Below are 22053 nucleotides of genomic sequence, written 5' to 3'. Positions count from 1 at the left end.
GCGCTGGATGACAGTTGTGAGGGACGAGATGCGGGTAGCAACTTTGGGGAAAAGGCCATGAACAACGAATTGGACTGCTCGATCCCGTGACGCTGCGGGCGGATATCTTCAGCGGAAGGCGGAACATTCGGGCGCGCGAATGGTGGTGCGGGATGTGCTGGGAATGCGCGCGGCGGGAGACACGGCAGAGACGAACCTGGGGAGAGTACCCGGAAGTGGAACCAGAGGACATGTAGGCTTGGCTGCAATTCGCGCATCGTTCCGGGGCGGGCGAGCAGGTGTATGACCGACTTGGGGTTCGAGAGGCGTCGTGAAGTTCCTTTTGGACGCATGCGCGGCTTAATCGATCGGCACGGCCACGAGTTCCGGAGAGGCGCGATAGTCGTGGTGACGAGCAAGGGCGTGCGGATACGGACTACAGAATGCGGGGACGAGGACGATGACTGAGGTCACCGACACCTCGGAGCGGGGTCTCGAACGGCTCATCTGCACGGCCCTGACCGGCCAGCCCTGCGACCCTCCGAAGGAAGGCAAGGTTTCAGAGGCACGACCCGCCTACGGCGGCGTCGGGTGGACCGGCGGCAACCCCCACGACTACGACCGCGAGTTCTGCATAGATCGGGTGCAGTTGGTCGCCTTCCTGAACGCCACGCAACCAGAAGCCGCCGACGCGCTGGGGCTGGACGAGGAGGGCCCGACGCGGCGCAAGTTCCTTGCGCGACTACAGGGAGAGATCAGCAAGCGCGGCACGATCGACGTGCTGCGCCACGGGATCAAGCACGGCGCGCACGATCTCGACATGTTCTACGGCACGCCATCGGCTGCGAACGAGCAGGCGCGGGAGCGCTTCGGGCAGAACCGCTTCACCGTCGCCCGGCAGGTCCGGTACAGCCGCGACGATACGCAGCGGGCGCTCGACATCGGGTTGTTCATCAACGGCTTGCCGGTGTTCACCTTCGAACTGAAGAACAACCTCACGAAGCAGACCGTCCACGATGCGGTTGAGCAGTACCGGAGGGACCGAAATCCGCGGGAGAAGCTGTTCGAACTGGGTCGGTGCGTCGCCCACTTCGCCGTGGACGAGAGCGAGGTGCGCTTCTGCACGCATCTGAAGGGGAAGGCGTCGTGGTTCCTGCCGTTCAACCGGGGTTGGAACGATGGGGCCGGGAATCCGCCGAACCCGAGCGGCATCAAGACGGACTACCTGTGGCGCGAGGTGCTCACTCGCGAGAGCCTGTCGAACATCCTCGAAAACTACGCCCAGGTGGTGGTCGGCAAGGACGAGAAGACGGGCCGAAAGAGGCGGACGCAGGTCTGGCCGCGCTACCATCAGCTCGATGTGGTGCGCCGCCTCCTGGCCAGCGCCTCGGCGCAGGGTACAGGCCGGCGCTACCTGATCCAGCACTCGGCGGGCAGCGGGAAGAGCAACTCCATCGCGTGGCTGGCCCATCAATTGATCGGACTCGCGAAGGACGGTCGGCAGGTCTTCGATTCGATCATCGTAGTCACGGACCGGCGCATCCTCGACCGGCAGATCGGCGACACGATCCGGCAGTACGCCCAGGTCGGCGCAACTGTGGGGCGTGCCGCGCGTTCCGGCGACCTCCGGCGGTTCATCGAGGCCGGCAAGAAGATCATCATCTCCACCGTCCAGAAGTTCCCGTTCATCCTGGACGAAATCGGGGACGAGCAGCGGGATCGGCGGTTCGCCATCATCATCGACGAGGCGCACTCCAGCCAGGGCGGGCGCACTTCGGCGTCGATATCCGCAGCGCTGGGGAAGGCCGGCGAGGAGGTCGAGGAAGAGACCACCGAGGATCGCATCAATCGGCTGATCGAGTCGCGCCGACTACTCCCGAACGCCAGCTACTTCGCATTCACCGCCACCCCGAAGAACAAGACCCTCGAGATCTTCGGCGAACCGGACCCGCAGCCGGATGGCGCCGTCCGTCACCATGCCTTCCACAGCTACACGATGAAGCAGGCGATCCAGGAGAAGTTCATTCTGGACGTGCTGGCGCACTACACGCCGGTGGACAGCTACTACAAGCTCACCAAGACGGTGGAGGACGATCCGGAGTTCGACGTCAAGAAGGCCCACAAGAAGCTGCGGCGATTCGTCGAGGGCCACGAGCACGCGATCGGGCTCAAGGCCGAGATCATGGTCGACCACTTTCACGCTCAGGTGCTCGGGCACAACAAGGTCGGCGGCCAGGCGCGGGCGATGGTGGTCACCAACGGCGTCGCGCGCGCGATCCAGTACTTTCACGCCATCCGCGACTACCTGCGTGAACGCAAGAGCCCGTACCGGGCCATCGCCGCATTCTCCGGAGAGCCGGAGTTCGGCGGCGAGAGGGTGAGCGAGGCGTCGCTGAACGGCTTCCCGGCCAGCCAGATCGCCGAGAAGATTCAGGAAGACCCTTACCGCTTCTTGGTCTGCGCCGACAAGTTCCAGACCGGCTACGACGAACCGCTGCTGCACACGATGTACGTGGACAAGACGCTGTCGGGCATCAAGGCGGTGCAGACACTCTCGCGGCTCAACCGGGCACACCCGAAGAAGCACGACGTCTTCGTGCTCGATTTCCTGAACGACGCGGACACGATCCGCGACGCCTTCGCCGACTACCATCGCGCGACGATCCTGGCGGACGAGACCGATCCGAACCGGCTCCACAACCTCCAGGCGGATCTGGACGCGGCCCAGGTCTACAGGCCCGAGCAGGTCGACGAACTCGTGGACCGCTATCTGGGCGGTGCGGAGCGCGACCAGCTGGATCCGATCCTCGACGTGTGCGTGGCGGCGTACATGCAGGATCTTGACGAGGACGGGCAGGTGGCATTCAAGGGCAAGGCCAAGGGCTTCATGAGGGCCTACGGATTCCTCGCGTGCGTGCTTCCGTACGACAATCCGGACTGGGAGAAGCGGTCGATCTTCCTGAACTTCCTGATCCCGAAGCTACCGTCGCCACCGGAGGAAGACCCGACGAGGGGCATCCTCGACGCCATCGACATGGACAGCTACCGGGTCGAGAAGCAAACCGTGCAGAGCCTCATGCTGCCCGACGAGGACTCCGACATCGACCCGACGGCCCCCGGCGGCGGCGGCCACGTTGCCGATCCGGAACTGAAGCGGCTGTCGGACATCGTGAAGCAGTTCAACGACCACTTCGGCGACATCGTGTGGCAGGACGCCGACCGCGTGCGGCAGCTCATCACCGAGACGATCCCTTCACGCGTCGCCGCGGACGCCGCCTTCAAGAACGCCCGGAGGAACTCGGACGACGAGAACGCGCGGATCGAGCATGGCAAGGCGTTGCTGCGGGTGGTGACGAGTGTCATGAAGGACGACACCCAGTTGTTCAAGCAGTTCATGGACAACGAGGGATTCAAGCGCTGGATGACCGACGCGGTGTTCGATCTGGCCTGCGAGAGAACGGAGAGTGCATCAGAGGTGTCGGCGGCGTCTCGTGGGTAGCCCGCTGAGGCAACCGGCACTGCGCCAATGGGGGTTAACAGCCGCCGGGCGGTATAGAGCTGAGAGGTCCTCCCCGACCAGAATGAAACACAGTGCTATCGGCTATCCGTTTTGGGGGGACGAGCGAGGATCTACGAGATGACCGTGGGGGTGGAGTGGTGAGAGTTCGCGTTGACATCGAACTCGATCCAGACAGTGAAACGACGCGCTACAAGGTGAGAGCGACGGCACCGGATGGACGCCTCATTTACTACACCGGCAAGTACGGCGACGTAGACATCTGCGACCACCTGTTCAGAGAAGCCGTGGAGCACCTTAGAGCTCTCGGCTACTCACCGCCTGACCACTACTGGATCAAGACCTACCCAACCCGCCCAGCTAGGAACTAGACGCCGTCAGCAGTGAGACTCGGCACCGCGGTACCCCTGTTCGGCGCTGGCAATGGTGTGCCCGGTGTACGACTTGATCTCAACACCGGGACGCAGACGGCACCTCGCGCGCGACGCAGGATGTAGAGGGACGTGTTAAAGGCCCGGGTAGTCAGGAAACGCGTTGCGCCGCCTGTAGGGAGGTCGTGGAGGCGTCTCTATGCACAGGGAGTCTAGGACGTCCATCCGAATTCGCGAACGAAACGGCGACGGTAGGCGGTATCGATCTGCTCCGGTGCAAACGGATGTACTTCTCGGCGTTCGCAGCCCGGTCGTCAGCGATTAGGCGTCGCAGATGCTCAACGGCCTGGTCTTCGTCGGGGCGCCGACCGTTCCGATCTTGGCCTGTCGTCGGGTCGGTGAAGCGCGGCGGTAGGTCTGTCCAAATCACGTATTGGACGCCTTGTGCCGCCGCCCACGAGTCCAGGTCGATGATGGTCTCGGGGACATTGCCTGGCCACAGCCCGATTCTGTTGGTCGGAAGAGGATGCTGGCCGCCTTCTCGCTTTGCCAACTTCCTCACCGCCTCTTCGTGATCGGTGACGGCCAGCGGTGCTCAGAGGCTGGGCACGGCGTCGGCGGCCTTGTCGAGAACCGGAATGAGGCGGTCGCCACGAGATTTGCGCACGAACTCGACGCGGACACCGGGGGCCGTCCGGCCGCCATCTGCCGACAGCGGGCAGTTCTCCCGGATTCCAGATGAGCGATCCCCAAGCCAAGCACACGATCACGCCGCGACTCTACAATGCCCGGTGGCCGTCGCGTCCGGCGGGAGCGTAGCCCGAAGCCGAGCGAGAAACCCGTGGCGACGACCTGCCCCGTGGAAATCCGCAGATGACCAAAGGACTCAAGAACGCCAGGAACAAAGTACTCGTAGACAACACGGCGCAGGCGGTCTTCAAGCACCTTGACCGCATCAAGGACAACCGTCGCGCACTGGGTGCGCGCTGGATCTGGGAACTGCTTCAAAATGCCCGCGACGCGGCAGACCGACAGGGTGTCCGGATCCGAGCCCACGTCTCAGCCACCGAGTTCCGATTCGAGCACGACGGCAGGCCGTTTGCGTCCGAGGAGATAGCACATCTGATCTACCATGGCTCGACGAAGATCGAGGATTTCGAGGACATCGGCCAGTTCGGCTCGGGATTCCTCGCCACGCACCTCCTCTCCGAGATCATCCGCGTCACCGGACGGCTCGAGGACTCGCGCGGATTCGACTTCCCGCTGGACCGCGCGGGCGGGACCGCCGAAGAGCTGCGCGAAGCGATGGAACGGTCGTGGGCTGCGTTCGAGCAGTCAGTGGAGGATGCCCGAGCCGCACCGGATGCTATCACCTCGTTCGCGTACGCTATCGCTGAACCGGGGGCGCGCGAACTGGCGGAGACCGGGCTGGAGGAGCTTCGCCGGAGCGGACCGCTCGTCCTAGCGTTCTGCCCGGAAATCAAAGAGATCGCGGTGGACGCCTCCGGCTCAGAGTGGAAGCTCTCACGGGGCAGCGAAGAAGAGGGCAGCGTCCTGACGATTCGGCACGTGGCGGAACGCGGGGAACTGTCGCGTTTCGTCGCAGTCGCGGGCGCGGATGCCGAGTGCTGCGCGGCGCTGCAGCTGCGCCGCGGCGAATCCGGGCTGGAGGTCGACCAAGCGCAGGAGACGGCGGCGAAGCTCTTCGTGCTGTTCCCTCTCATCGGTAGCGAGCGGCTGGGGCTCCCGGCCACGGTCAACAGCCGACGATTCAAGCCCCGCGAGGACCGCGACGGCATCGTGGCCGGGGACTCGCTAGGCGCGCAGGAGAACAGGCGGCTTCTGGAGGAATCCATGCGGCACCAGGAGCAGCTCTTCGAGTGGTGCGCCCAGAAGAAGTGGGCGGGCGCGGAGCGAATGCTGGCCTTCGACACTACGTATCTACCTGACTGGGCAGACAGCGCCCCGTGGTTCAGCCCGCTGCTGACCAGATTGGTGCGCAAGGCACGCGAGACTCCGCTTATGCGGACCGCAGGCGGGGAATGGATCGAGCCGCAGGCAGCGTGGCTGCCGGCGACCGACGAGCCGTCGCACCGCGAGCGGCTGTGGAAGCTCATGTCGTCGTGGAAAGGGGCAGAGGCAAGATTGCCCTGCCTCGACGACTTAGCCTCTTGGTCGCGGAACCTCTCCGGCTGGCGGAGACTCCTGGACAGATCGCACGAAGACATGGGCGAGGCGCTCACAATCACGAAAGTCGCTCGGCTCGTCGGCGACGCGGGCAGCGTGGACGAACTGCAGGAGCGACTGGCGAGTGGCACCGGTCTGTCCTGGCTCGTGTCTCTGCTCGAACTTGCGCGGGACGCTGGCGAAACCGGGCTGCTCGACGAGCACAACCTGCTACCGACCCAGAGCGGCGGGCTGCGCCGCCGCCCTGACCTTCACCGCGACGAGGGAATCTCCGAAGAACTCAAGGACATCGCGGGGGCGTTCGGGCTGGAGATCCGCGACGAACTGCTCGACAAGGACGTAGAGCTAGAAGGACTGGCGGAGCTTCTCGCGTCGCAGCGGGAGCCGGAACTGCTCGACAGGGTCTTGGCGCGCGTCAAGGAGGAATGCCGGGAGGAAGTGATCAGGGCACCGCTCGCACTGTGGGCGGTCAGGCTGTTCCGCTGGATGGCTGACCATCCGGACTACTTCGAGCGCCTGGAGGGCTATCCGGTGCCGACGTCCGAACGGTCGGACGAAGGAGTCGCCGTACTGCTTCTCGAACGCGGACGCGAAGCGCCCGCGCGGCCACTGGCGCCGCTCGCGACCTGGCCCGAGAACGCGCAGCGGTTCGCTTCCTTGTTCCCGAGACGCAGGGTCCTGGCGGAAACCTGTGCCGCTGGCGATCCCGAGGTGTGGCGCCGGCTAGCCGCGAGCGGCTACGTGAACGCGTCCCCGCTGATCGAGACGCAGCGCGTGGTGGAGGCGTTCCTGCCGGACGAGCCGCTACCGGAGCTTGACGGCGGGTCGCACAAGTCGACTCAGGAGGTGGAGATATCCGACGTCGCCTGCCTCGTCGAGCCCGACATCGGACTAATCGACACGGCGCGCAAGAGCAGGAAGCGCGCCACGGAACTCGTCCGGTTCTTGGTCGAGTTCGCGGTCGATGCGGACGAGCGCGCCTTCGAGGAATGTGAGGTCGAGTGCGAATGTGGGGTCAGCCACAGGACCTACCGGGCCGCATGGCTCGCGCCGCTCCGCCGTCGGCGGTGGGTACCGCTCGACGCCAGCGGTCGACGCGCCACAACGGCATCGGCGGAGTCGTTGGCGGGGCTCTTGGCGGACTCGCCGGAAACCTCGAAGATCCTGTCCGGGGTCCGGAGTGAGAAGCTTCTGGACGCCTTGGCGATCAGCCGTGCGGACCTCGCTCTCCGAGTTGTCGCCGGCGATGAGGACGAGCGGCTGGCGCTGATCGCGTCCATGCAGGACCTCGCCGCTGCGGCGGGCGACGTTGACCGCGTTCGCGAACTGGCGACCGAGATTCGAGAGCACCCGGAAATCATCGACTCCATCGAAGAGCGGAGGATCCGCCGGAACAAGATCAGGCTGAACCAAGAGATCGGGAGCTTGGTCGAGCAGCTTTTGCGGCAGGAGCTAGAGGGCCGCGGACTAATCGTACGGCGCACCGGGATCGGGTCCGACTTCGAGGTCGAGAGCGACTTCGTCGAGGACGAGCAGGAGGTCGGTCTCGAACTCTCCGGCAGCCGCGGCAGGACGCTGATCGAGGTGAAGAGCACAAGGATCGACCGACTTAAGATGACGCCCGTCCAGGCGGCTCGCGCCTGCCAACTCGGCGACGGCTTCGCGCTGTGTGTGGTCCCCCTCGGCGACGACGCGCCCACCGGCGAGACGATCCGTAGGAGACTCCGTGTCGTGTTTGGGATTGGGGCGCGCCTCGAGTCGGCACTGTCGGACTATGAGTTCCTGCGGGAAGCCGCGGACGCGGCTCGCGAGCCACGCGGCGCAGTCGAACTTGAGATCGTAGAAGGCGAGGCGCGCTTCCGGATCGCCCGCGCGGTCTGGGAGGACGGACTGCCGTTCGGCCAGGCGGTCGGTCGGTTCGGAAGCCGCGGCTGAACTCATCGCGGCTCGGTCGCAGGCGCGCGCCCACGTCAGCTACCCAACATGTCAAGATGTTCGTCTGGAGGGGGAATGGAGTGCGGAGGAAGGCCCAAGACGGCCCGTCCCGTCAAGACCGTGGCCTGACGCTGTCCACCCGGAGAGGTGCACGCGAACGAACGGGAGATTCTACGGTTGCCACCAACATCGTGTGCCTCCGGGGGGGCACTGTGCCTTCGGGCGCTCCGCGAACTGGGTGGCACCGCTGCGCCGTGCCGGCGGCTCGGCGAAGTTGGCACTACTCTTCCGTTTGGCCTCGTCCACAACTCTCAGTGTTCCCGCACAGGGGTACATGCCAAAGGCGACCCCGCGGCCCACGAAACTGGATCTAGGGGGTAGTACCATTTGCCACGTGCCGCTCATCGAGTAGAGAGGATTCGCCGATGATGCAGTTCTTTCCCGCCACAGCAAGTCCGCGCTCCCTCGGGTTCAGAGTTCTCGACGTATTTCACTGTCCGGCCCCGGAGTTGATGCGGTGATCTGGCACGAGCGCCGTGGTGAATGGACGCCTTCACCTCTGGATTCAAGGGGACCCTTCGATGTCGATTATGCGCGAATCATCCACTCCGCTTCGTTTCGCAGGCTCCAAGGAAAAACTCAGATTCTTAATCTAGGAGACAGCGACTTCTACAGAACTCGTCTCACGCACTCTCTGGAGGTCGCCCAAATCGCCGGCGGAATAGGGCTTCACCTGGCGCGAACGTCTTCGCCTCGTCTGGACTGTCTACCTTCCATCACGTCTCTTCAGGCTATAGGGTTCACTCACGATTTGGGCCATCCTCCATTTGGCCACGGCGGGGAAGTCGCATTGAATTATTGTATGCGCAACGCAGGCGGGTTCGAGGGCAATGCGCACACGCTACGTATTCTCTCTCGACTAGAACACTACTCGTCGAAGGACGGTTCCAATTTGACGCGCCGCACCCTGCTTGGCGTCTTGAAGTACCCGGCGCCTTACAGCAAGGTCAACAACGATGCAATGCAGCCATGCATGGACGAACACGCTACGTCTATTCGTATCATTGACCGAAAGAAGTCGACTCCCCCAAAGTGTTTTCTGGATAGCGAGCAAGATGTTGTCGACTGGATACTGAGTCCTTTGACCGATGATGACCGACGCATCTTCCAGAGCATTAGCGCTTGTGCCGAGAAGCACTACAAGCCGCGCTATCGTTCGCTGGACTCGAGCATAGTCGATGTCGCCGACGATATAGCGTATGGTGTGCACGATCTGGAAGACGCTGTTGCGTTGGACCTAATTTCCATTGATGTTTTTAGGAAATACGTTACCAAAAAGAAGTGCGGTTTATTCTTAGATGCAATGAAGAACCGTCGCCCTGTCGACGAGCATGACGACATCTACGACCGCTTTGTTAGGGAGTTGTTCGCAGGCGGCACAAGGAGCAAGCGAATAGTCGGTGAATTGGTCAACTACTTCGTAACGAACACCACAATAGTTGAGCGAGAGCAGTTCGAAGAGCCATTGATTCGCTATAACGCCCGCCTCGACACCGAGCAGCACAAATTCCTCAGAAGTCTGAAGGACATCGTAGCGCGACAGGTCATAGAGAGTCCGAACGTTCAACATCTCGAATTCAAGGGCCAGAAAATGGTGGTGTCAGTCTTTGAAGCCCTCAAGTCGGACCCGAAGTCGTTTCTGCCAGCGGACCCCTATAGTCAGTATGAGGCCGCGAACACACCGCGGAAGAAGGACCGCGTGATTTGCGACTACGTCGCTGGCATGACCGACAGATTTCTAATCAAGACCTATGATCGTCTGTTTAGCCCGAGAATGGGCTCCGTCTTCGATAGGTTGTCGAGCCAGGACACACCTGAGCGGTGACGCATCCTTCTGGTACCATCTCAACATCCGGACCTCCGCCTCTTGGGCGGTGTTCCGCGGCAAACGAGCGAACGACGGGACCACAGGTTCGTCACGGCGCAGTACGGTCACGCGCAAGGTCATCGACGAAGGGTGAGTAAATCTCAGGTGGACCATGCGGTTCGATGGCGCGCGGATGATCAGCACGCGGAGGCCGAGGAGGCTCAGATTATGTTGGTGCGGGAGGCCCCGATCCATGGTCAACAGGGCATCGAATCTCTCGCGAGCCTGCCGAAGCAACTCACCGTTCTGAGTTCCCGACCAACCCGCGGCTTGCACGGTGCTGACGTCGTGCCCCGTGAGTTCCGAGGCGAGAGCGCGTGGCAGATTCTCGTCAAGCAGAACGCGCACGGGCCAGGATGAAATCGCGCGCCAGATCCAGCGCAGCGAGCGCCTGCTCCTTCGTCACCGACGGGAACTGATAGAGGAACTGGTCGAGAGTCTCTCCGCCTTCAAGGTAGTCGAAGAGCGACTGAACCGGCACCCGTGTGCCGCGAAAGACGGGCGTGCCCCCGGAGATCTTGGGGTCGCTGTGGGCGACGGAGCACGATTCAGACTGCATCCTCTCCATGCTAATTCACCATCCCGACCGGCTCGCAACCCCGCCGTCGAGGCTCGCGGGCTCGTCGGCTGAACCGACCGCGACTTCCTGCTCCTCACTGCGCCATGCAGCGTAGGCCAGCGCTTGGCGGATGTCGTCGCGCTCAAGATACGGGTAGGCGGCCAACACGTCGTCTGCGTGATGGTCGGTGGCCAGCAGTCCCACGATGGTCCCGACCGTAACGCGAAGCCGTCGAATGCATGGGCGTCCACCCATGACGTCGGGATCACGAGTGATTCGATCCAGTCGCGTCATGCCTGCAGTATATGTGTCAAGTGGTCGCGGTCACCGTCCTTCCTCGCCAACGGTGCCTTCCCGTCCCGCGAGTTCGACTTCACGTTCTCCCTAATGACTGCCAATCCATCGGCGGAGACGGTGCGGCGGCACGGGGAGCGCGGGAACGCAGGCGGAGCCTGGAGTTGCGATACGCTGAAACTGTAAGACTGTGACGATGAGGAACATCACGGTATCGGTCGAGGAGGTAGGTTCGGAGACGCTGCTGGAGCGGCGTCGGCGGCTGCTGCGGGAGGTTGTGGCGGATTTCGAAGCGCAGGGTGTGGGGCTGCGTTCTATCGACAATCTGTCGCGGGACGAACTGTACGACCGTGATCGGGCGAAAGCGGAGACGGGGCGACGCCTCGTTGTGATGGCAGGGCGTTCACCTTCGAACTGAAGAACAATCTCACGAAGCAGACCGGCCGGCCTGCTCCCTGCTCCGCGGCGCCGGCCAGCAGGCGGCGCACCGGCCCAGTGGACGCCGCCTTCAGGAACCCCCCGGAGGAACTCGGACGATGAGAACGTCTTTTCGTTGGGCCGGGCTCTCAGCGAGCCAGCATGGTCCTGAATGTCAACGACAAACGTCGCCGGCGATCACGTTGACCGACAGCGCTCTTTTCCGTTCTGCGCTTGTCTATGCCGTGCATCCATCGTGACCGAGAGTCAGCGGTCAAGATAAGCACAGATCCTTGGGCGAGCAGAATACGTCTGTCTTCCGCTGCTGATCCTCCTACAGGCCGCAGGCGCATTTCCCAGTCATCGCCCAGCGATAGCGTGGCAACGGTGTCACCGAAACACTGCCGGTCCGCGTGCAAGGCGATTCCCTGCCCGGGCTGGTATTCGTTGACGATTGCCTGATCTGGAATGCGGTCAAACAGTCTTGTTTCGGTGTACAGCCGTGCCGCAATCTCTTTAACCCAATCGGGCAACGGCCCGAGGTCCATATCCGGTGTTACGGTTCGCGTTCGATAGTTGTAGCGCCAACCGTAGTGCTGGACGCGACGTTCCAGGTCTGTTCGCCACGGTCTCGCATCGATGCGGTCGATCAACATGTGTTGATCGTGCTCGTCGAGGAACCCGGGGTAGTAGTGCAGACCGTGTATCCCCGGAATCCTGTGCATCCCGCGATCGTGAATGCCGTAGTTGAGGTGCTCCGGCAACGGCAGCAACGCCGCGGAGGTGTCGGATTCGAACATGCTCAGTTGACCGTTGGAGACCATTGTTCTACTCCCTTGTGAGGCGAGCAAACGAACGCTTGCGCAAGGCTGCGCCATGGGGGCGAAGCTCCTCACGCGGACAGGCGGTCGAACGCCTGCTCGAAGTCGACTATCAGGTCCTCCGCCGCATCGATGCCGACCGAGAAGCGCACCAGGTCGTCGGGAACGGGAGCCGGATCCCTCCGACGTGCGGCGCTGCTCGGCGATCCGCTGGGTCTACCCGCGCGCCGCAAGGTTCGTCGCCGTCAGGGTCACCAAGCACCTCGGCGACGAGGTGATGAAGGTGTTCCGAGTCTGAGCGGCGGCCGGCATCGGCTATCTTTGTGACATGGCGATGCGGGATGGGAGCCACCGTCACGCGACGGTGCGCAGCGGGGTGACCATGGAACTTGAGACGACCGCGAGGGTTCCGGTCGAACGGCTGCGGCTGGACCGGGGAAACCCGCGGCTGGTCGGCGAGGCAACGGTTACGTCCGACGAATGGATCATCGCGCGGCTCTATCAGTCGGCTGAGCTCGACGAGCTGCGGGGCGACCGGCGGCTTGCCGCACTGCGTCTGCTGCGGGGACCGGCGCTGGTGCGATGAAGAACATCACGGTGTCGGTGGACGACGACACGTATCGACAGTCCCGCATTCGCGCTGCCGAACTGGACACCTCCGTGTCAGCACTCGTGCGGAGTTTCCTCGAACGTCTCGTTCGCGACGGTTCCGACGGAAGCGGTGCGCGCGGGTCGGATGCGGAGACCGAGGACGAACGCCGAGGGCGGTTGTTGGACGAGGTCTGCGAAGACATCCGGGCGACCCGTAGCGGATTCAGGGCGGCCGACAATCTCAGTCGCGAAGCTTTGCACGACCGGCATGCGGTTCGTTGACACCAATGTCCTGATCTACGTGGCGAGTCCGTCCGCCGAGGATGCCGAGCAGCGGCGCAGGGTGTAGAGCCTGCTGCGGGAAGGCGGCGGTACGCTGCAGGCTTGAAGCAGAGAGGTAGCGACATGGCGGATTGGGCAACGTGTCCTGCGGTGGAGAGCGTACCGGGAAGGCTGAGCGGCGCCTGCGTATTCAAGAACACCCGGGTGCCCGTATCAAGCCTGTTCGCCAACTTGGCGGAAGGCGCAACCGTAGAGGATTTTCTGGACTGGTTTCCCGGGGTGGAGGCATGGCAGGTCAAGGCGGTCCTGGAGCACGTAGTCAAGCATCTGGACTCCAGAGTTGAGCATGCGAATCCTGTTTGACCAGGGAACGCCGAGGCTGCTTCGTGATCATTCTTGTTCGATCCGGCGTGGTTGTCCGGCGGCGCCGGTGAGCGGCGCGCCGTGGCGGCGGGGCCAAAGCCCGAGGTCAGCCCGAGCGCGGGGTCACGGCCTGCGGTGAGGCGGCCGCGACAGACTTGGTGAACAGGGCCGTCTCGGCGCCGGTGTCAGGGTCCGTCTTCCGAGCCGCAACTCGCCAGCCGCGCGCCTGGTAGAACCGGTTAGCGGCGGTGTTCGCTACGAAGCTCTCCAGCCGGATGACCGTGTGCGCCTCGAAGAGGCGCTCCTCGGCGTCCGCCAGCAGCGCGCCCCCGATGCCGCGGCCCTGCCGGGCGGGATGCACCATCAGCAGGTCGAGCAGGTCGCCCTCGGTGAAGCAGCAGGCAACCACATCGCCGGCCTCTTCGGCCACGTGGCACGACTCCCAGCGCGATGCCACGTACTTCCCGACGGCATCGTCCGCAAGCCAGCGTTCCACGACGTCGGCGGGGAGAAACGTCGGGAAGCCCGTGCGGATCGCCGCCAGCACGATCGCAGCGAGCGCCTCCCGGTCAGCGTTACGCGCGTGGCGGATCGTCACTCAGGCCCTTGCGGTTCGACAATCGTGGCACCCTTGTGCTTCGTCGGGAACAACTGCCGGCCGGACAGACGGTCTTCGTCCAACGCGTGCACGAGGTACTCGCCAGTCTCTCGTTGTTCACCGGCGTCGCCCTCGTCGTCAATCCAGGATTGAAGCAGGGACACAAGAGCCGCAGCCTGACCGTCGCCCGGTACGTGCCGATCAAGGAGCCGTCGCGTGTACTCGTTGGTGGACACGCCGTGCTTTCGAGCTGCGCGTTGCAGGCGGTCTCCGAGTTCCGGAGTCAAGTTGAGAGTTACGTCCATATCCCAGTCACCTCTCGGCGTCCAGTCGCGCGAGCCGCCGTGCGTCGAACACGGCTCAGCGAGGCTGATTCCTGCCAACCAACAGAGCACCGGGAATCTGCCGGTCGCGACCCGTACTACCGTAGCGCACGACGGTTGCAGTTGAGCCGGGCGGGATGGGCTCGCCCGATTTCCGGTATCATTACCGGAAAGGAGGGAAGTGTGGCGAGCAGGCAGACGCTGGCCGTACGCGGCTATCGGGACCGGTTGAAGCGCGGCGGATGGGTGCGGTGCGAGGTCAAGGTGCGCCACGACGACGTTGAGCTCATTCGTACTGTAGCCACGGCGCTGCGCGACCCGGATCGCCACGCCACCACGCGCGCGCTGCTGCGCGACCGACTGGGAGTCCGTGGCCCGCGCGGCTTCAAGGAGCTCCTCGCCTCGTGTCCGGTCGACCTCGACCTCGATCGGTCCCGCGATCCGGGCCGTGATATCGAGCTCTGATGTTCCTCCTCGACACCAACGTCATCTCGGAGGTGCGCAGGGCAGACCGGTGCAACGCCAATGTCGCCAGTTGGTTCGCAAACGTGAACGATGCCGATCTGTTCATCAGCGTCGTCGTGACCGGTGAGGTCCGGCAGGGTATCGAGCGCCTTCGCCGGCGCGACTCCCACCAGGCGAAGATTCTCGAACGCTGGCTGGAGGATGTCGTCACGTCGTACGCCGACCGCATCCTGCCGATCGACGGCCGTGTCGCCGACGTCTGGGGCCGCTTGGGCGCTGTTCGCCCGATTCCCGTCATCGACGGGCTCCTGGCCGCGACCGCCCGCGTGCACGACATGACCTTGGTCACACGCAACGCGCCGGACGTCGAGGGTCTCGGCGTCCCCGTGCTGAATCCCTTCGACGCGTGACGCGCAAGACCGCGCAGGCGATCAGAACATCAAAGCCGGTGCTCGACTGCATCACGGTAGAAGGATTCAGGAGCATAAAGTGCATCGAGCGCTTGCCTCTGAGGCCAATCAACATCCTGATCGGGCCGAATGGAGCCGGAAAGTCGGACTTCATCGACGCACTCTCTTTTCTCGGTGAGATCCGTGCCGGGCGACTCAAGGAATACGTCGTCCGGTCCGGAGGAGCGGGCAGGATTCTGCACTTTGGCGCCAAGGTCACACCGAAGCTGCGGATTCACGTATCGTTCGGAGGCGAAGGCAACCGCTACGAGATCACGCTCACGGCGACGGATGCGGACGGATTGCGTCCGGTGCACGAAGACTGCGTCGAGTACCGGGACGGCCATCCCCTGACCGTAGGGTCGGCGGGGGGATACGGTTCTGAAGCGTGGATCAGCCAGCGCTATAGGCACCGTCCAGACCATGAATTCGTCGATCGTGTTCGAAGGTATCTAGACGACTGGCGCGTCTACCACTTTCATGACACGGGCGTAGCGTCGCCGCTCAAGAAGACGGCGGAAGTAAACGACAATCGCTTTCTGCGTCGTGATGGCGCCAACTTGGCGGCCTTCCTGTACTACCTGTCCCGCAAGCACGCCGATTCCTACGATCTGATCCGGCGAACCGTCCAGCGCGTTGCGCCCTTCTTCGACGATTTCCGTCTGGAACCGTTGGCGCTCAACGAAGAGACGATTCGTCTCGAATGGAAGCACCAGGCGTCGGACGCCTACTTCGCTGCATCGTCCCTTTCCGACGGTTCGCTTCGGTTCATCGCTTTGGCGACGGTACTGCTTCAGCCCGTATTCCTGCGGCCGTCCGTAATCCTCTTGGACGAGCCCGAACTCGGCTTGCACCCCGCCGCGATTACGATCCTCGCAGCGCTCATCAAGCAGGTGTCGGTCGAGACGCAGGTCGTTCTGGCGACCCAGTCGCCGCTACTCTTGGACCATTTCCGACCGGAGGATGTCCTGGTGGCTGAACGTGTGGCAGGGCAGACACTGTTCACGCGGCTTGACGGCGCTGCGCTGAAGACGTGGCTGGAGGACTACAGCCTCGGTCAACTGTGGGAAAAGAACCAGTTCGGCGGACGGCCAATGCGTGAAGATCGCGAGAACGGGCCTGTGCCGTGAGCCGGTTGCTGTCGCACGTTGAGGGCGAGACCGAGGAGACGCTCGTCAACGACGTGCTTGCACCGCATTTCGATTCGCGGGAGAGACGCCTTCCAAGCGCGTGGAATCGTTCGTCACCGGCTACCAGAAACTGCGGTATGCGGAGATGGACGTCCCGGTGTCGACGTACGCGGACGATCCCATACGCTGCGGATCAACTACCGCACATCGCATCAGATCCGGCGACAGGCCGACCGGCTCCTCCACAGGCGCGGGCCGTTGCACGTCCTTCGCGATGACGATGTCCGCACAGCGTTCGACGACACTCTGATCGAACTGGTTGAGGCTACTCCCATCATCGTCTTCGGCGTCGTCATTGACAAGGCCACCCACGGGAGAATTCCGGTCCATCTGGAAGAATGGGACGTTCTACGTGTCGAGCAGTCAGGCGCAGAAGACGCTGACGGCACATTCCCCGAGCGGCTCATCGCGGTTGCGACAGCGAAGTACAACCGCCAGCGCTACGACGGCAGAATCTCCGTGGTTATATGGGAGCGTCTTGTTTACCTGAAATAGAAAAAGCCGGCCAAGGCCGACTTTCCCCACGCTGGCCCGCGCGGGCCATCCCCCTCCACGAGTGTGGATTGGACCCACTGTACCACGGACAAGTGTGATCCATCAGGACTGATGGCTCCTGGGGCGCCTGCCAGACGTAGCCAAGCTAGAAGGTTAAGAGGACACGTTACATGATGCGGAGCACGCGGGCGCGTCCAGCGGAGACGGAGGGCGAACGCCGAGGGCGGTTGTTGGACGAGATCTTCGAAGACATCTGCGCGACCCGCAGCGGATTCAGGGCGGCCGACAATCTCAGTCGCGACGCCTTGCACGACCGGCATTCGGTTCGTTGACATCAACGTCCTGATCTAAGCGGCGAGTCCGTCCGCCGACGATGCCGAGAAGCGGCGCAGGGCGTAGCGCCCGTCTTGGAACGAAGTCCCATGCCAAACAACTCTATGGTCCGCCTCTGAGGGAAGCGGACTGACTTGCTTCGCCCGAGAGAATCTCCCAGACACGTTTGTATCCTGTGCCGGTCAAGGCCGCACCTTCTGGTCGTACCCCGTCCCAGCCTTCGGTACCCAGTCCCTGCAGGAAGCGCCGCGCGTCACCGACTGAGTACCGGCTCTCGTCCGAGCCGGTCATTTCCCGGTACAGGCCGCCCAACGCCTCCGCAGCGCTTCGAGGTGCCGAGTTCATCCGCATGAGAACCGCTTCCTCGCTGCTCACACCGTGATAGATCATCGCCGGGAGGGCGTTGATCCGCCGTTTGTCGGCTTCGGAAAGCGCGTCGAAGTCGATCCCGGACACTCGACTCAGCGCGGAAACGCCCCAGGTTCCGCTGTTGACGATGGTGCGATAGATCGCCCGGCACGCATCTGTCAACGCAGCCGTGCCCGCTTCGTCGTCCTTCTCGCGGCGGAAATAGTCCTGCGCAATCGCTTCAAGTCCCCTTCCGTTCACCCAGTCGTTTGTGATCTCGGAGATTCGGCTCCGGTCGAATCCCCGACCACCGAGTTCTACGAGGTCCTGCCTGAGTTGCGGCACCCGCAACATGACGCCGAACAGGTCAGCCATCCTGCCACCGGTGCCAAACAGGCTCTCCGGCGCCCAGTCCGAAGCAGTCAACCCGCTTTCCAGGTTGCCCATCTCGCCCATTGCTGCCCGGACCCCTTCAGGTGAAAAGCCAGTCGAGTCGGCAAGTTCGGCGGTACCCTTTGGCATGGCCGCGAGTTCGCGCGCGTACTTCTGCGTCGCATCCAGAAGCGCGTCGGCCTTCCGTCTCTGCTCCGGGTCGTTTCGCATTGAGGTATATCCGAAGGTCTGCCTCAAGAGCTGCTCGGAGTCCGCGAGCACCGCGTCCAGGTTCTTTTTCTCTGCCCACAAATGGGCAATGTAGCAGCGAAAGTCCTCCCATTGATCCTTCCACAGCACGTCCGACAGTTGCGCCAACTTCCCTTGGGCCGCAAGCTCGTCCAGCAACACCACGAGACGGGAGACGAGTGCGCCGGTGTTCCGGCTCACAAACTCGATCAACGCATCGCGATCTGTCCCCTCGGATAGACCAACGACCCCAACGCTGTCGTGACCGATTCGCCCTGCGCGCCCGGCTAGGTTCCAGAACTCCCGCGGGGCGATCTTCACCGACCTGTTCCCCTGCGGCACATAGCGCGAGGACAGGAAGACCGAGGAAACCGGAAAATTGATGCCCTGGGCGATCGTCGACGTCGCGCACAGCATCCGAAGGCTGCCTGTTTCCGCGAGCCATTCCATCAGCCCTCGCACATCATCAGACAGCCCCGCATGATGCACACCCACACCCTTGTCGAGCAGGCCGACAAGCGTGAAGTTGGCGCTGATCTCGGTGCGCAGAAAGTCCTGAACCAACCGGATATCAGATGGCACTTCATCCAACTCAGGAAGGCTTCGCGCCGCTTCCGCCGCCATCTTCCAGACCGTGGGAATGCTGTTGGCTACCGCAACGCTCGTGCCTCGTGACGACATCACGGCGCTAATTGCCGCCGTCTGGAGCCCCAGCCCCTTTTGCACCCCCTTGGCAAGCACTTGGCTCTTCGGTACGTCGATTGGTTTCACACTCCCCACGCGGTGGGTTCCGTGAAGAGGCATGGCCTTTTCCGTCGCGGTCAGCGTCTCAAAGTCGAGGTGCCAGCCGCCGCGTACTTCGTCATCGGCCACGGCCCGGTACAGGCCGATAATCCGCTCGTTTGGCTTCCATGGAACCGTACCAAGACTGATGGCGTTTCCCGCGTCGATATCCTGCGCCAACCAGCGCGCCACCGACTCCGATCCTTCAACGTACGGCATGAGCAGAAGGAAGTTCGCCTGCGGGCAGTCGCGCTTGACCGTCGCCAGCAATAGTTCGATCCGCAGGCCCCGGCCTTCCGATTCCAGGTTGTGCGCTTCGTCCATCACCACCAGCGCAAGAGGACGATCCACCTTCCTGTTCCGGATCACCAGCGATAGCTTCTCTGGTGTCGCGACTAGGATGTCGAAGGGCTGGCCCTTGTCGGTCAGCAGCTCTTCCTCGAACGCGTCCACCTCGACCGCTGCGGTCAACTGCTCGACCAGTAGGCCGATTGGCTCGAAGTCCGTGCGCAGACGCCTGGTGATCTGCGCTGACAGTGCCCGCGTTGGCGCAACGTAGACGACCCATCCTTCGTCGCCCCGGAACTGGTTTAACGCCTGAAGGATGCGAAACTGCGCGAGCAGCGTCTTTCCGCCCGAGGTCGGCATGTCGACCACGATCGCGGTTTTCGCTTGGTCGAGGAGCCCCTGCTCAAGCAACGCAGCGCGTTGTGGCGGCAGCAACTCGAACATGGCTTGGTGTTCTCGGTGCGTGAGAGACCGCACGAAGTCCGAAGTCCGTGAATTGACCGTTCGGGTCGCCCACCACAGCGAATTCGTCACCATGATCCGTGCCGTCGCGTGCAGCCATCGCAGGACGACCTCGTGCTGCGCATCCCTCGACGCGGCCGCGGCCTTGATCCCCGCCTCGAAGTGCTTGTCCAGCGTGCCGAACGGATCGCCCGGTTGGCCTTGTAGCATGTATCTCGCGAGCGTCTCAGTGCCCTTCGCCCAGTTGTAGAGTGCCGCTAGGCGGAGGGCGATCGCTCGGTTCGCCACCTCTGAACCGTTGTGCAGACGACTTTCTTCGTGAGTCTGCTGGTCGTCGCGCAAGCCGGCGATGATTTCGCGGATCCGATCAAGATCGTCCCAACCCTCCTTGCGGAAGAGCCGGACCCAGCAATCGAAGAGCCTGTACAGGAGTCTGCGGTCCCATTCTGCGTCCGCGACACTCGGTGCCCTCAACGCCTCCTCCTGTTCTCGATACCAGCGCCGCAGGTCCGACCAGCGATCACCGCAATAGGCGATCGCGGAGAGCTGAAGCACGAAGAACAGGCGATCCAGGCTTTCCGTAGGCACGGGCAGAAGGCGACGAATGTCGAAGGCTCGGAACGAAGCAGCCACAGCCTGGTTACGGAGATGCCGGTTCTTTCCCGCCGGACGGCTCAGCTCATCGAGGCCCTCGATGGCCGCAAGTTCAAAGGCGAGCGCCACCCTTTCCAGGAACGGTTCATCCTCGGCGCTTTCCGCGAACGAGAAGCTGATCTGCCTGCCGACCGCTCTCCGTGCCAACCGCTGATGGACGAGTTCCTCGGCGCGCGCAAGCTCGTCGGCCCCAATGGCAGCAACCGCCCAATGTTCATTGAGCGCCTCCAGTGTCGTGTGCGACAGGCTCACCGTTCCACTCCTCCTGCCCGTCGTGAAATCATTGCCATCCCGATGCCGTCCAGTTTCTCCGGCGGCAGGTAGAGTGCCAGCAGTTCGATACGTGTCCCGTCGGGACATCCGGCGCTAAGCTCGCCGATGCGCACCCGCAAGTCATCCTGATGGGGTCTTACGTCGCGAACAAGAAAGCCGTAGAGTTGAACTTCGGACGCGTTCCGCAGATACCTGGTTCCGGCACGTTCGAACCGCCCTCGCCAGTGCGCCGACCGAGCTCGGTGACCGAGGTACTTCACGAGATCGTCGCGTATGGCTTTGCGGTCACGCAGATCTTCCAGTTGCCGCTTCAATCCCGTCCGACCGTACATCGTTCCCGGAGGATACTCGCGTTCTCTCGATGTCTTCACCTCGCCGAACGCGAAACAGTCGCCGTCGTCGTCTGTCGCGAATCCGACTAGGTCTGCACCCGGCAGGCTCGACCCGCTCTTTCTCTCGTCGCGTCCATGCGGCCAGGGGAAGCTGCATGACCGATGGTCGGTGAGGTAGGTTTCCGCGATCGCTTCGCCCACGCGCCAGTCCTCAATTTCGTCCGGATCTTGCAACACGCGACGCAGCCCGTCCTGGGCAAATGCTGTCTCGGCCAATCCCGCGAGGATTTCCTCGATGTTCGCCTTGCCGTCATCATCAAAGAGGACGGTCGCAACCCGCCCGTCCATTGCGTCGTTCAACTCGTCGTCTGACCATTGCAGGCCGGTCCCCGAACAGGGGGCGCTGCCGATTCCGTAGACGACCCTGCCCGCACCGACCTTCATCGGCGCTCCCCAGCGGCGCTGCCAAGCTCCATGTTCACTGCCAAGGGTCCCAAGGCTCGTCAGGGACGTAGGGAAAGAGGGACCTGGTGCTCAGAAAACGCGTTTGCGTGAGTTTGTGGCTCTCCGGGCCCCGGGGGATTGGCTCCAACAGCCACGGCGCGAAGATCTGCGGCTTGAGAGTCCACTTCTCGGAGGTTGACGGGTTGCAGTCGACCAAGCTGTTCACAGGCACCTCTGAGTTCAATCCGCCTCGTTGGCCAGCTTTCGCAACGACTCCCCGGTAAGCCGCCAGACAGTCCACTCGTCCATCGGGACGGCGCCGGCGCGGCGGTAGGTGGCCTGCGCCAGTTCGTTCCAGTCGAGGACGGACCACTCGAACCGGCCGCAGTTGCGGTCGACGGCGATGCGGGCGAGGTGCACGAGTAGCCGGCGGCCGTAGCCGTTTCCGCGGTGCGCCGGGCGGACGTAGAGGTCCTCCAGGTAGAGGCCGGGGCGAGCGAGGAAGGTCGAGAAGGTGTGGAAGTAGAGGGCGAAGCCGACGGGCTCGTCGCCGACGCGGGCGACTACCGCCTCGGCGTGCGGCGAGTCGCCGAAGAGCGCCTCGTGGACCATTTCCTCGGTTGCCACGACGTCGTCCAGGAGCTTCTCGTACTCGGCCAGCTCCCGGATGAGGGCGAGGATGAGGGGGACGTCGGCGGGCGTGGCCGGGTCGATCCGGAACGTTGGGTCAGGCTGCGCCATGGGGCCGGGCT

21 protein-coding genes are annotated in these 22053 nt (G+C 63.3%); 12 read left to right on the top strand and 9 right to left on the bottom strand.

Annotation, left to right across the window (positions count from 1 at the left end; genetic code table 11):
• Positions 1-439 precede the first annotated feature (439 nt).
• The 4 genes from F4Y45_05510 to dgt all read left to right on the top strand — a co-directional run bounded on the left by F4Y45_05510 (position 440) and on the right by dgt (position 9874).
• Positions 440-3478, top strand: coding sequence for a type I restriction endonuclease subunit R (locus tag F4Y45_05510; GenBank protein ID MXY23963.1), 3039 nt, complete (start codon positions 440-442; stop codon positions 3476-3478).
• 158 nt (positions 3479-3636) lie between these two features.
• A complete protein-coding gene (locus F4Y45_05505) occupies positions 3637-3867 on the top strand; it encodes a hypothetical protein (GenBank protein MXY23962.1) in 231 nt (76 codons plus the stop codon).
• Between the two features lie 873 nt (positions 3868-4740).
• Positions 4741-7989, top strand: coding sequence for an ATP-binding protein (locus F4Y45_05500; protein MXY23961.1), 3249 nt, complete (start codon positions 4741-4743; stop codon positions 7987-7989).
• A gap of 517 nt (positions 7990-8506) precedes the next feature.
• Positions 8507-9874, top strand: coding sequence for a dNTP triphosphohydrolase (gene dgt, locus F4Y45_05495; GenBank protein ID MXY23960.1), 1368 nt, complete (start codon positions 8507-8509; stop codon positions 9872-9874).
• Positions 9875-10247: 373 nt separating this feature from the next.
• On the opposite strand, the gene F4Y45_05490 is transcribed toward dgt, so the two are convergent.
• Positions 10248-10484 (bottom strand): DUF433 domain-containing protein, encoded by a 237-nt coding sequence (locus F4Y45_05490; protein ID MXY23959.1) that lies wholly within the window; start codon positions 10482-10484, stop codon positions 10248-10250.
• Positions 10485-10490: 6 nt separating this feature from the next.
• A complete protein-coding gene (locus F4Y45_05485; GenBank protein MXY23958.1) occupies positions 10491-10769 on the bottom strand; it encodes a DUF433 domain-containing protein in 279 nt (92 codons plus the stop codon).
• A 196-nt stretch (positions 10770-10965) separates the two neighbouring features.
• Here F4Y45_05485 and F4Y45_05480 point away from each other — a divergent pair, with 196 nt between their 5' ends.
• Positions 10966-11187 carry a hypothetical protein gene (locus F4Y45_05480; protein ID MXY23957.1) on the top strand — a complete coding sequence of 74 codons (222 nt, stop codon included), beginning with the start codon at positions 10966-10968 and terminating at the stop codon, positions 11185-11187.
• A gap of 148 nt (positions 11188-11335) precedes the next feature.
• On the opposite strand, the gene F4Y45_05475 is transcribed toward F4Y45_05480, so the two are convergent.
• Both F4Y45_05475 and F4Y45_05470 read right to left on the bottom strand, forming a co-directional pair.
• On the bottom strand, positions 11336-12064 hold the full coding sequence (locus F4Y45_05475) for an alpha-ketoglutarate-dependent dioxygenase AlkB (GenBank protein ID MXY23956.1): 729 nt from the start codon (positions 12062-12064) through the stop codon (positions 11336-11338).
• A 14-nt stretch (positions 12065-12078) separates the two neighbouring features.
• Positions 12079-12240 (bottom strand): hypothetical protein, encoded by a 162-nt coding sequence (locus F4Y45_05470; protein ID MXY23955.1) that lies wholly within the window; start codon positions 12238-12240, stop codon positions 12079-12081.
• Positions 12241-12335: 95 nt separating this feature from the next.
• On the opposite strand from F4Y45_05470, the gene F4Y45_05465 reads away from it, so the two are divergent.
• From F4Y45_05465 to F4Y45_05455, 3 genes are all read left to right on the top strand, one after another.
• Positions 12336-12593, top strand: coding sequence for a hypothetical protein (locus F4Y45_05465; GenBank protein MXY23954.1), 258 nt, complete (start codon positions 12336-12338; stop codon positions 12591-12593).
• Positions 12590-12880, top strand: a complete 291-nt coding sequence (locus F4Y45_05460; protein ID MXY23953.1) for a hypothetical protein — start codon at positions 12590-12592, stop codon at positions 12878-12880. The genes F4Y45_05465 and F4Y45_05460 overlap by 4 nt, the downstream gene beginning before the upstream one ends.
• A gap of 123 nt (positions 12881-13003) precedes the next feature.
• Positions 13004-13243 (top strand): DUF433 domain-containing protein, encoded by a 240-nt coding sequence (locus F4Y45_05455; protein MXY23952.1) that lies wholly within the window; start codon positions 13004-13006, stop codon positions 13241-13243.
• Positions 13244-13349: 106 nt separating this feature from the next.
• Here the strand turns inward: F4Y45_05455 and F4Y45_05450 are convergent, their stop codons facing one another.
• Together F4Y45_05450 and F4Y45_05445 are read right to left on the bottom strand one after the other, a co-directional pair.
• On the bottom strand, positions 13350-13841 hold the full coding sequence (locus F4Y45_05450) for a GNAT family N-acetyltransferase (protein MXY23951.1): 492 nt from the start codon (positions 13839-13841) through the stop codon (positions 13350-13352).
• A complete protein-coding gene (locus F4Y45_05445; protein ID MXY23950.1) occupies positions 13838-14146 on the bottom strand; it encodes a toxin-antitoxin system HicB family antitoxin in 309 nt (102 codons plus the stop codon). The genes F4Y45_05450 and F4Y45_05445 overlap by 4 nt, the downstream gene beginning before the upstream one ends.
• Before the next feature lie 201 nt (positions 14147-14347).
• Here F4Y45_05445 and F4Y45_05440 point away from each other — a divergent pair, with 201 nt between their 5' ends.
• The 4 genes from F4Y45_05440 to F4Y45_05425 are packed head-to-tail and all read left to right on the top strand — an operon-like array spanning position 14348 to position 16763.
• A complete protein-coding gene (locus tag F4Y45_05440; GenBank protein MXY23949.1) occupies positions 14348-14629 on the top strand; it encodes a hypothetical protein in 282 nt (93 codons plus the stop codon).
• Positions 14626-15039: a type II toxin-antitoxin system VapC family toxin gene (locus F4Y45_05435; protein ID MXY23948.1), complete on the top strand. Its 414-nt coding sequence runs from the start codon at positions 14626-14628 to the stop codon at positions 15037-15039. The genes F4Y45_05440 and F4Y45_05435 overlap by 4 nt, the downstream gene beginning before the upstream one ends.
• A gap of 20 nt (positions 15040-15059) precedes the next feature.
• The gene (locus F4Y45_05430) at positions 15060-16208 is read left to right on the top strand and encodes an AAA family ATPase (protein MXY23947.1); all 1149 of its coding nucleotides are present in this window, start codon (positions 15060-15062) and stop codon (positions 16206-16208) included.
• A 57-nt stretch (positions 16209-16265) separates the two neighbouring features.
• Positions 16266-16763: a hypothetical protein gene (locus F4Y45_05425; protein MXY23946.1), complete on the top strand. Its 498-nt coding sequence runs from the start codon at positions 16266-16268 to the stop codon at positions 16761-16763.
• 435 nt (positions 16764-17198) lie between these two features.
• Here the strand turns inward: F4Y45_05425 and F4Y45_05420 are convergent, their stop codons facing one another.
• The 3 genes from F4Y45_05420 to F4Y45_05410 form a co-directional block, all read right to left on the bottom strand.
• Complete coding sequence (locus tag F4Y45_05420; GenBank protein MXY23945.1) at positions 17199-20504, bottom strand: DEAD/DEAH box helicase; 3306 nt, start codon at positions 20502-20504, stop codon at positions 17199-17201.
• Complete coding sequence (locus tag F4Y45_05415) at positions 20501-21301, bottom strand: hypothetical protein (protein ID MXY23944.1); 801 nt, start codon at positions 21299-21301, stop codon at positions 20501-20503. The genes F4Y45_05420 and F4Y45_05415 overlap by 4 nt, the downstream gene beginning before the upstream one ends.
• 240 nt (positions 21302-21541) lie before the next feature.
• Positions 21542-22042: a GNAT family N-acetyltransferase gene (locus F4Y45_05410; GenBank protein ID MXY23943.1), complete on the bottom strand. Its 501-nt coding sequence runs from the start codon at positions 22040-22042 to the stop codon at positions 21542-21544.
• Positions 22043-22053 lie beyond the last annotated feature (11 nt).

The sequence above is a fragment of the Acidobacteriota bacterium genome (assembly GCA_009838525.1).
Classification (GTDB): Bacteria; Acidobacteriota; Vicinamibacteria; order Vicinamibacterales; family UBA8438; genus VXRJ01.
Note: the sequence above shows the minus strand (reverse complement) of the source record. Positions and strands in the feature narration are given on the sequence as shown.

Excerpts from the sequence above, each read along its gene's own strand:
- F4Y45_05510 (MXY23963.1), top strand. The coding sequence starts at position 440 with ATGACTGAGGTCACCGACACCTCGGAGCGGGGTCTCGAACGGCTCATC.
- F4Y45_05460 (MXY23953.1), top strand. The coding sequence starts at position 12,590 with ATGAAGAACATCACGGTGTCGGTGGACGACGACACGTATCGACAGTCC.
- F4Y45_05465 (MXY23954.1), top strand. The coding sequence starts at position 12,336 with ATGGCGATGCGGGATGGGAGCCACCGTCACGCGACGGTGCGCAGCGGG.
- F4Y45_05415 (MXY23944.1), bottom strand. The coding sequence starts at position 21,301 with ATGAAGGTCGGTGCGGGCAGGGTCGTCTACGGAATCGGCAGCGCCCCC.
- F4Y45_05480 (MXY23957.1), top strand. The coding sequence starts at position 10,966 with ATGAGGAACATCACGGTATCGGTCGAGGAGGTAGGTTCGGAGACGCTG.
- F4Y45_05445 (MXY23950.1), bottom strand. The coding sequence starts at position 14,146 with ATGGACGTAACTCTCAACTTGACTCCGGAACTCGGAGACCGCCTGCAA.
- F4Y45_05485 (MXY23958.1), bottom strand. The coding sequence starts at position 10,769 with ATGACGCGACTGGATCGAATCACTCGTGATCCCGACGTCATGGGTGGA.
- F4Y45_05500 (MXY23961.1), top strand. The coding sequence starts at position 4,741 with ATGACCAAAGGACTCAAGAACGCCAGGAACAAAGTACTCGTAGACAAC.
- F4Y45_05490 (MXY23959.1), bottom strand. The coding sequence starts at position 10,484 with ATGGAGAGGATGCAGTCTGAATCGTGCTCCGTCGCCCACAGCGACCCC.
- F4Y45_05455 (MXY23952.1), top strand. The coding sequence starts at position 13,004 with ATGGCGGATTGGGCAACGTGTCCTGCGGTGGAGAGCGTACCGGGAAGG.
- F4Y45_05410 (MXY23943.1), bottom strand. The coding sequence starts at position 22,042 with ATGGCGCAGCCTGACCCAACGTTCCGGATCGACCCGGCCACGCCCGCC.
- F4Y45_05475 (MXY23956.1), bottom strand. The coding sequence starts at position 12,064 with ATGGCGCAGCCTTGCGCAAGCGTTCGTTTGCTCGCCTCACAAGGGAGT.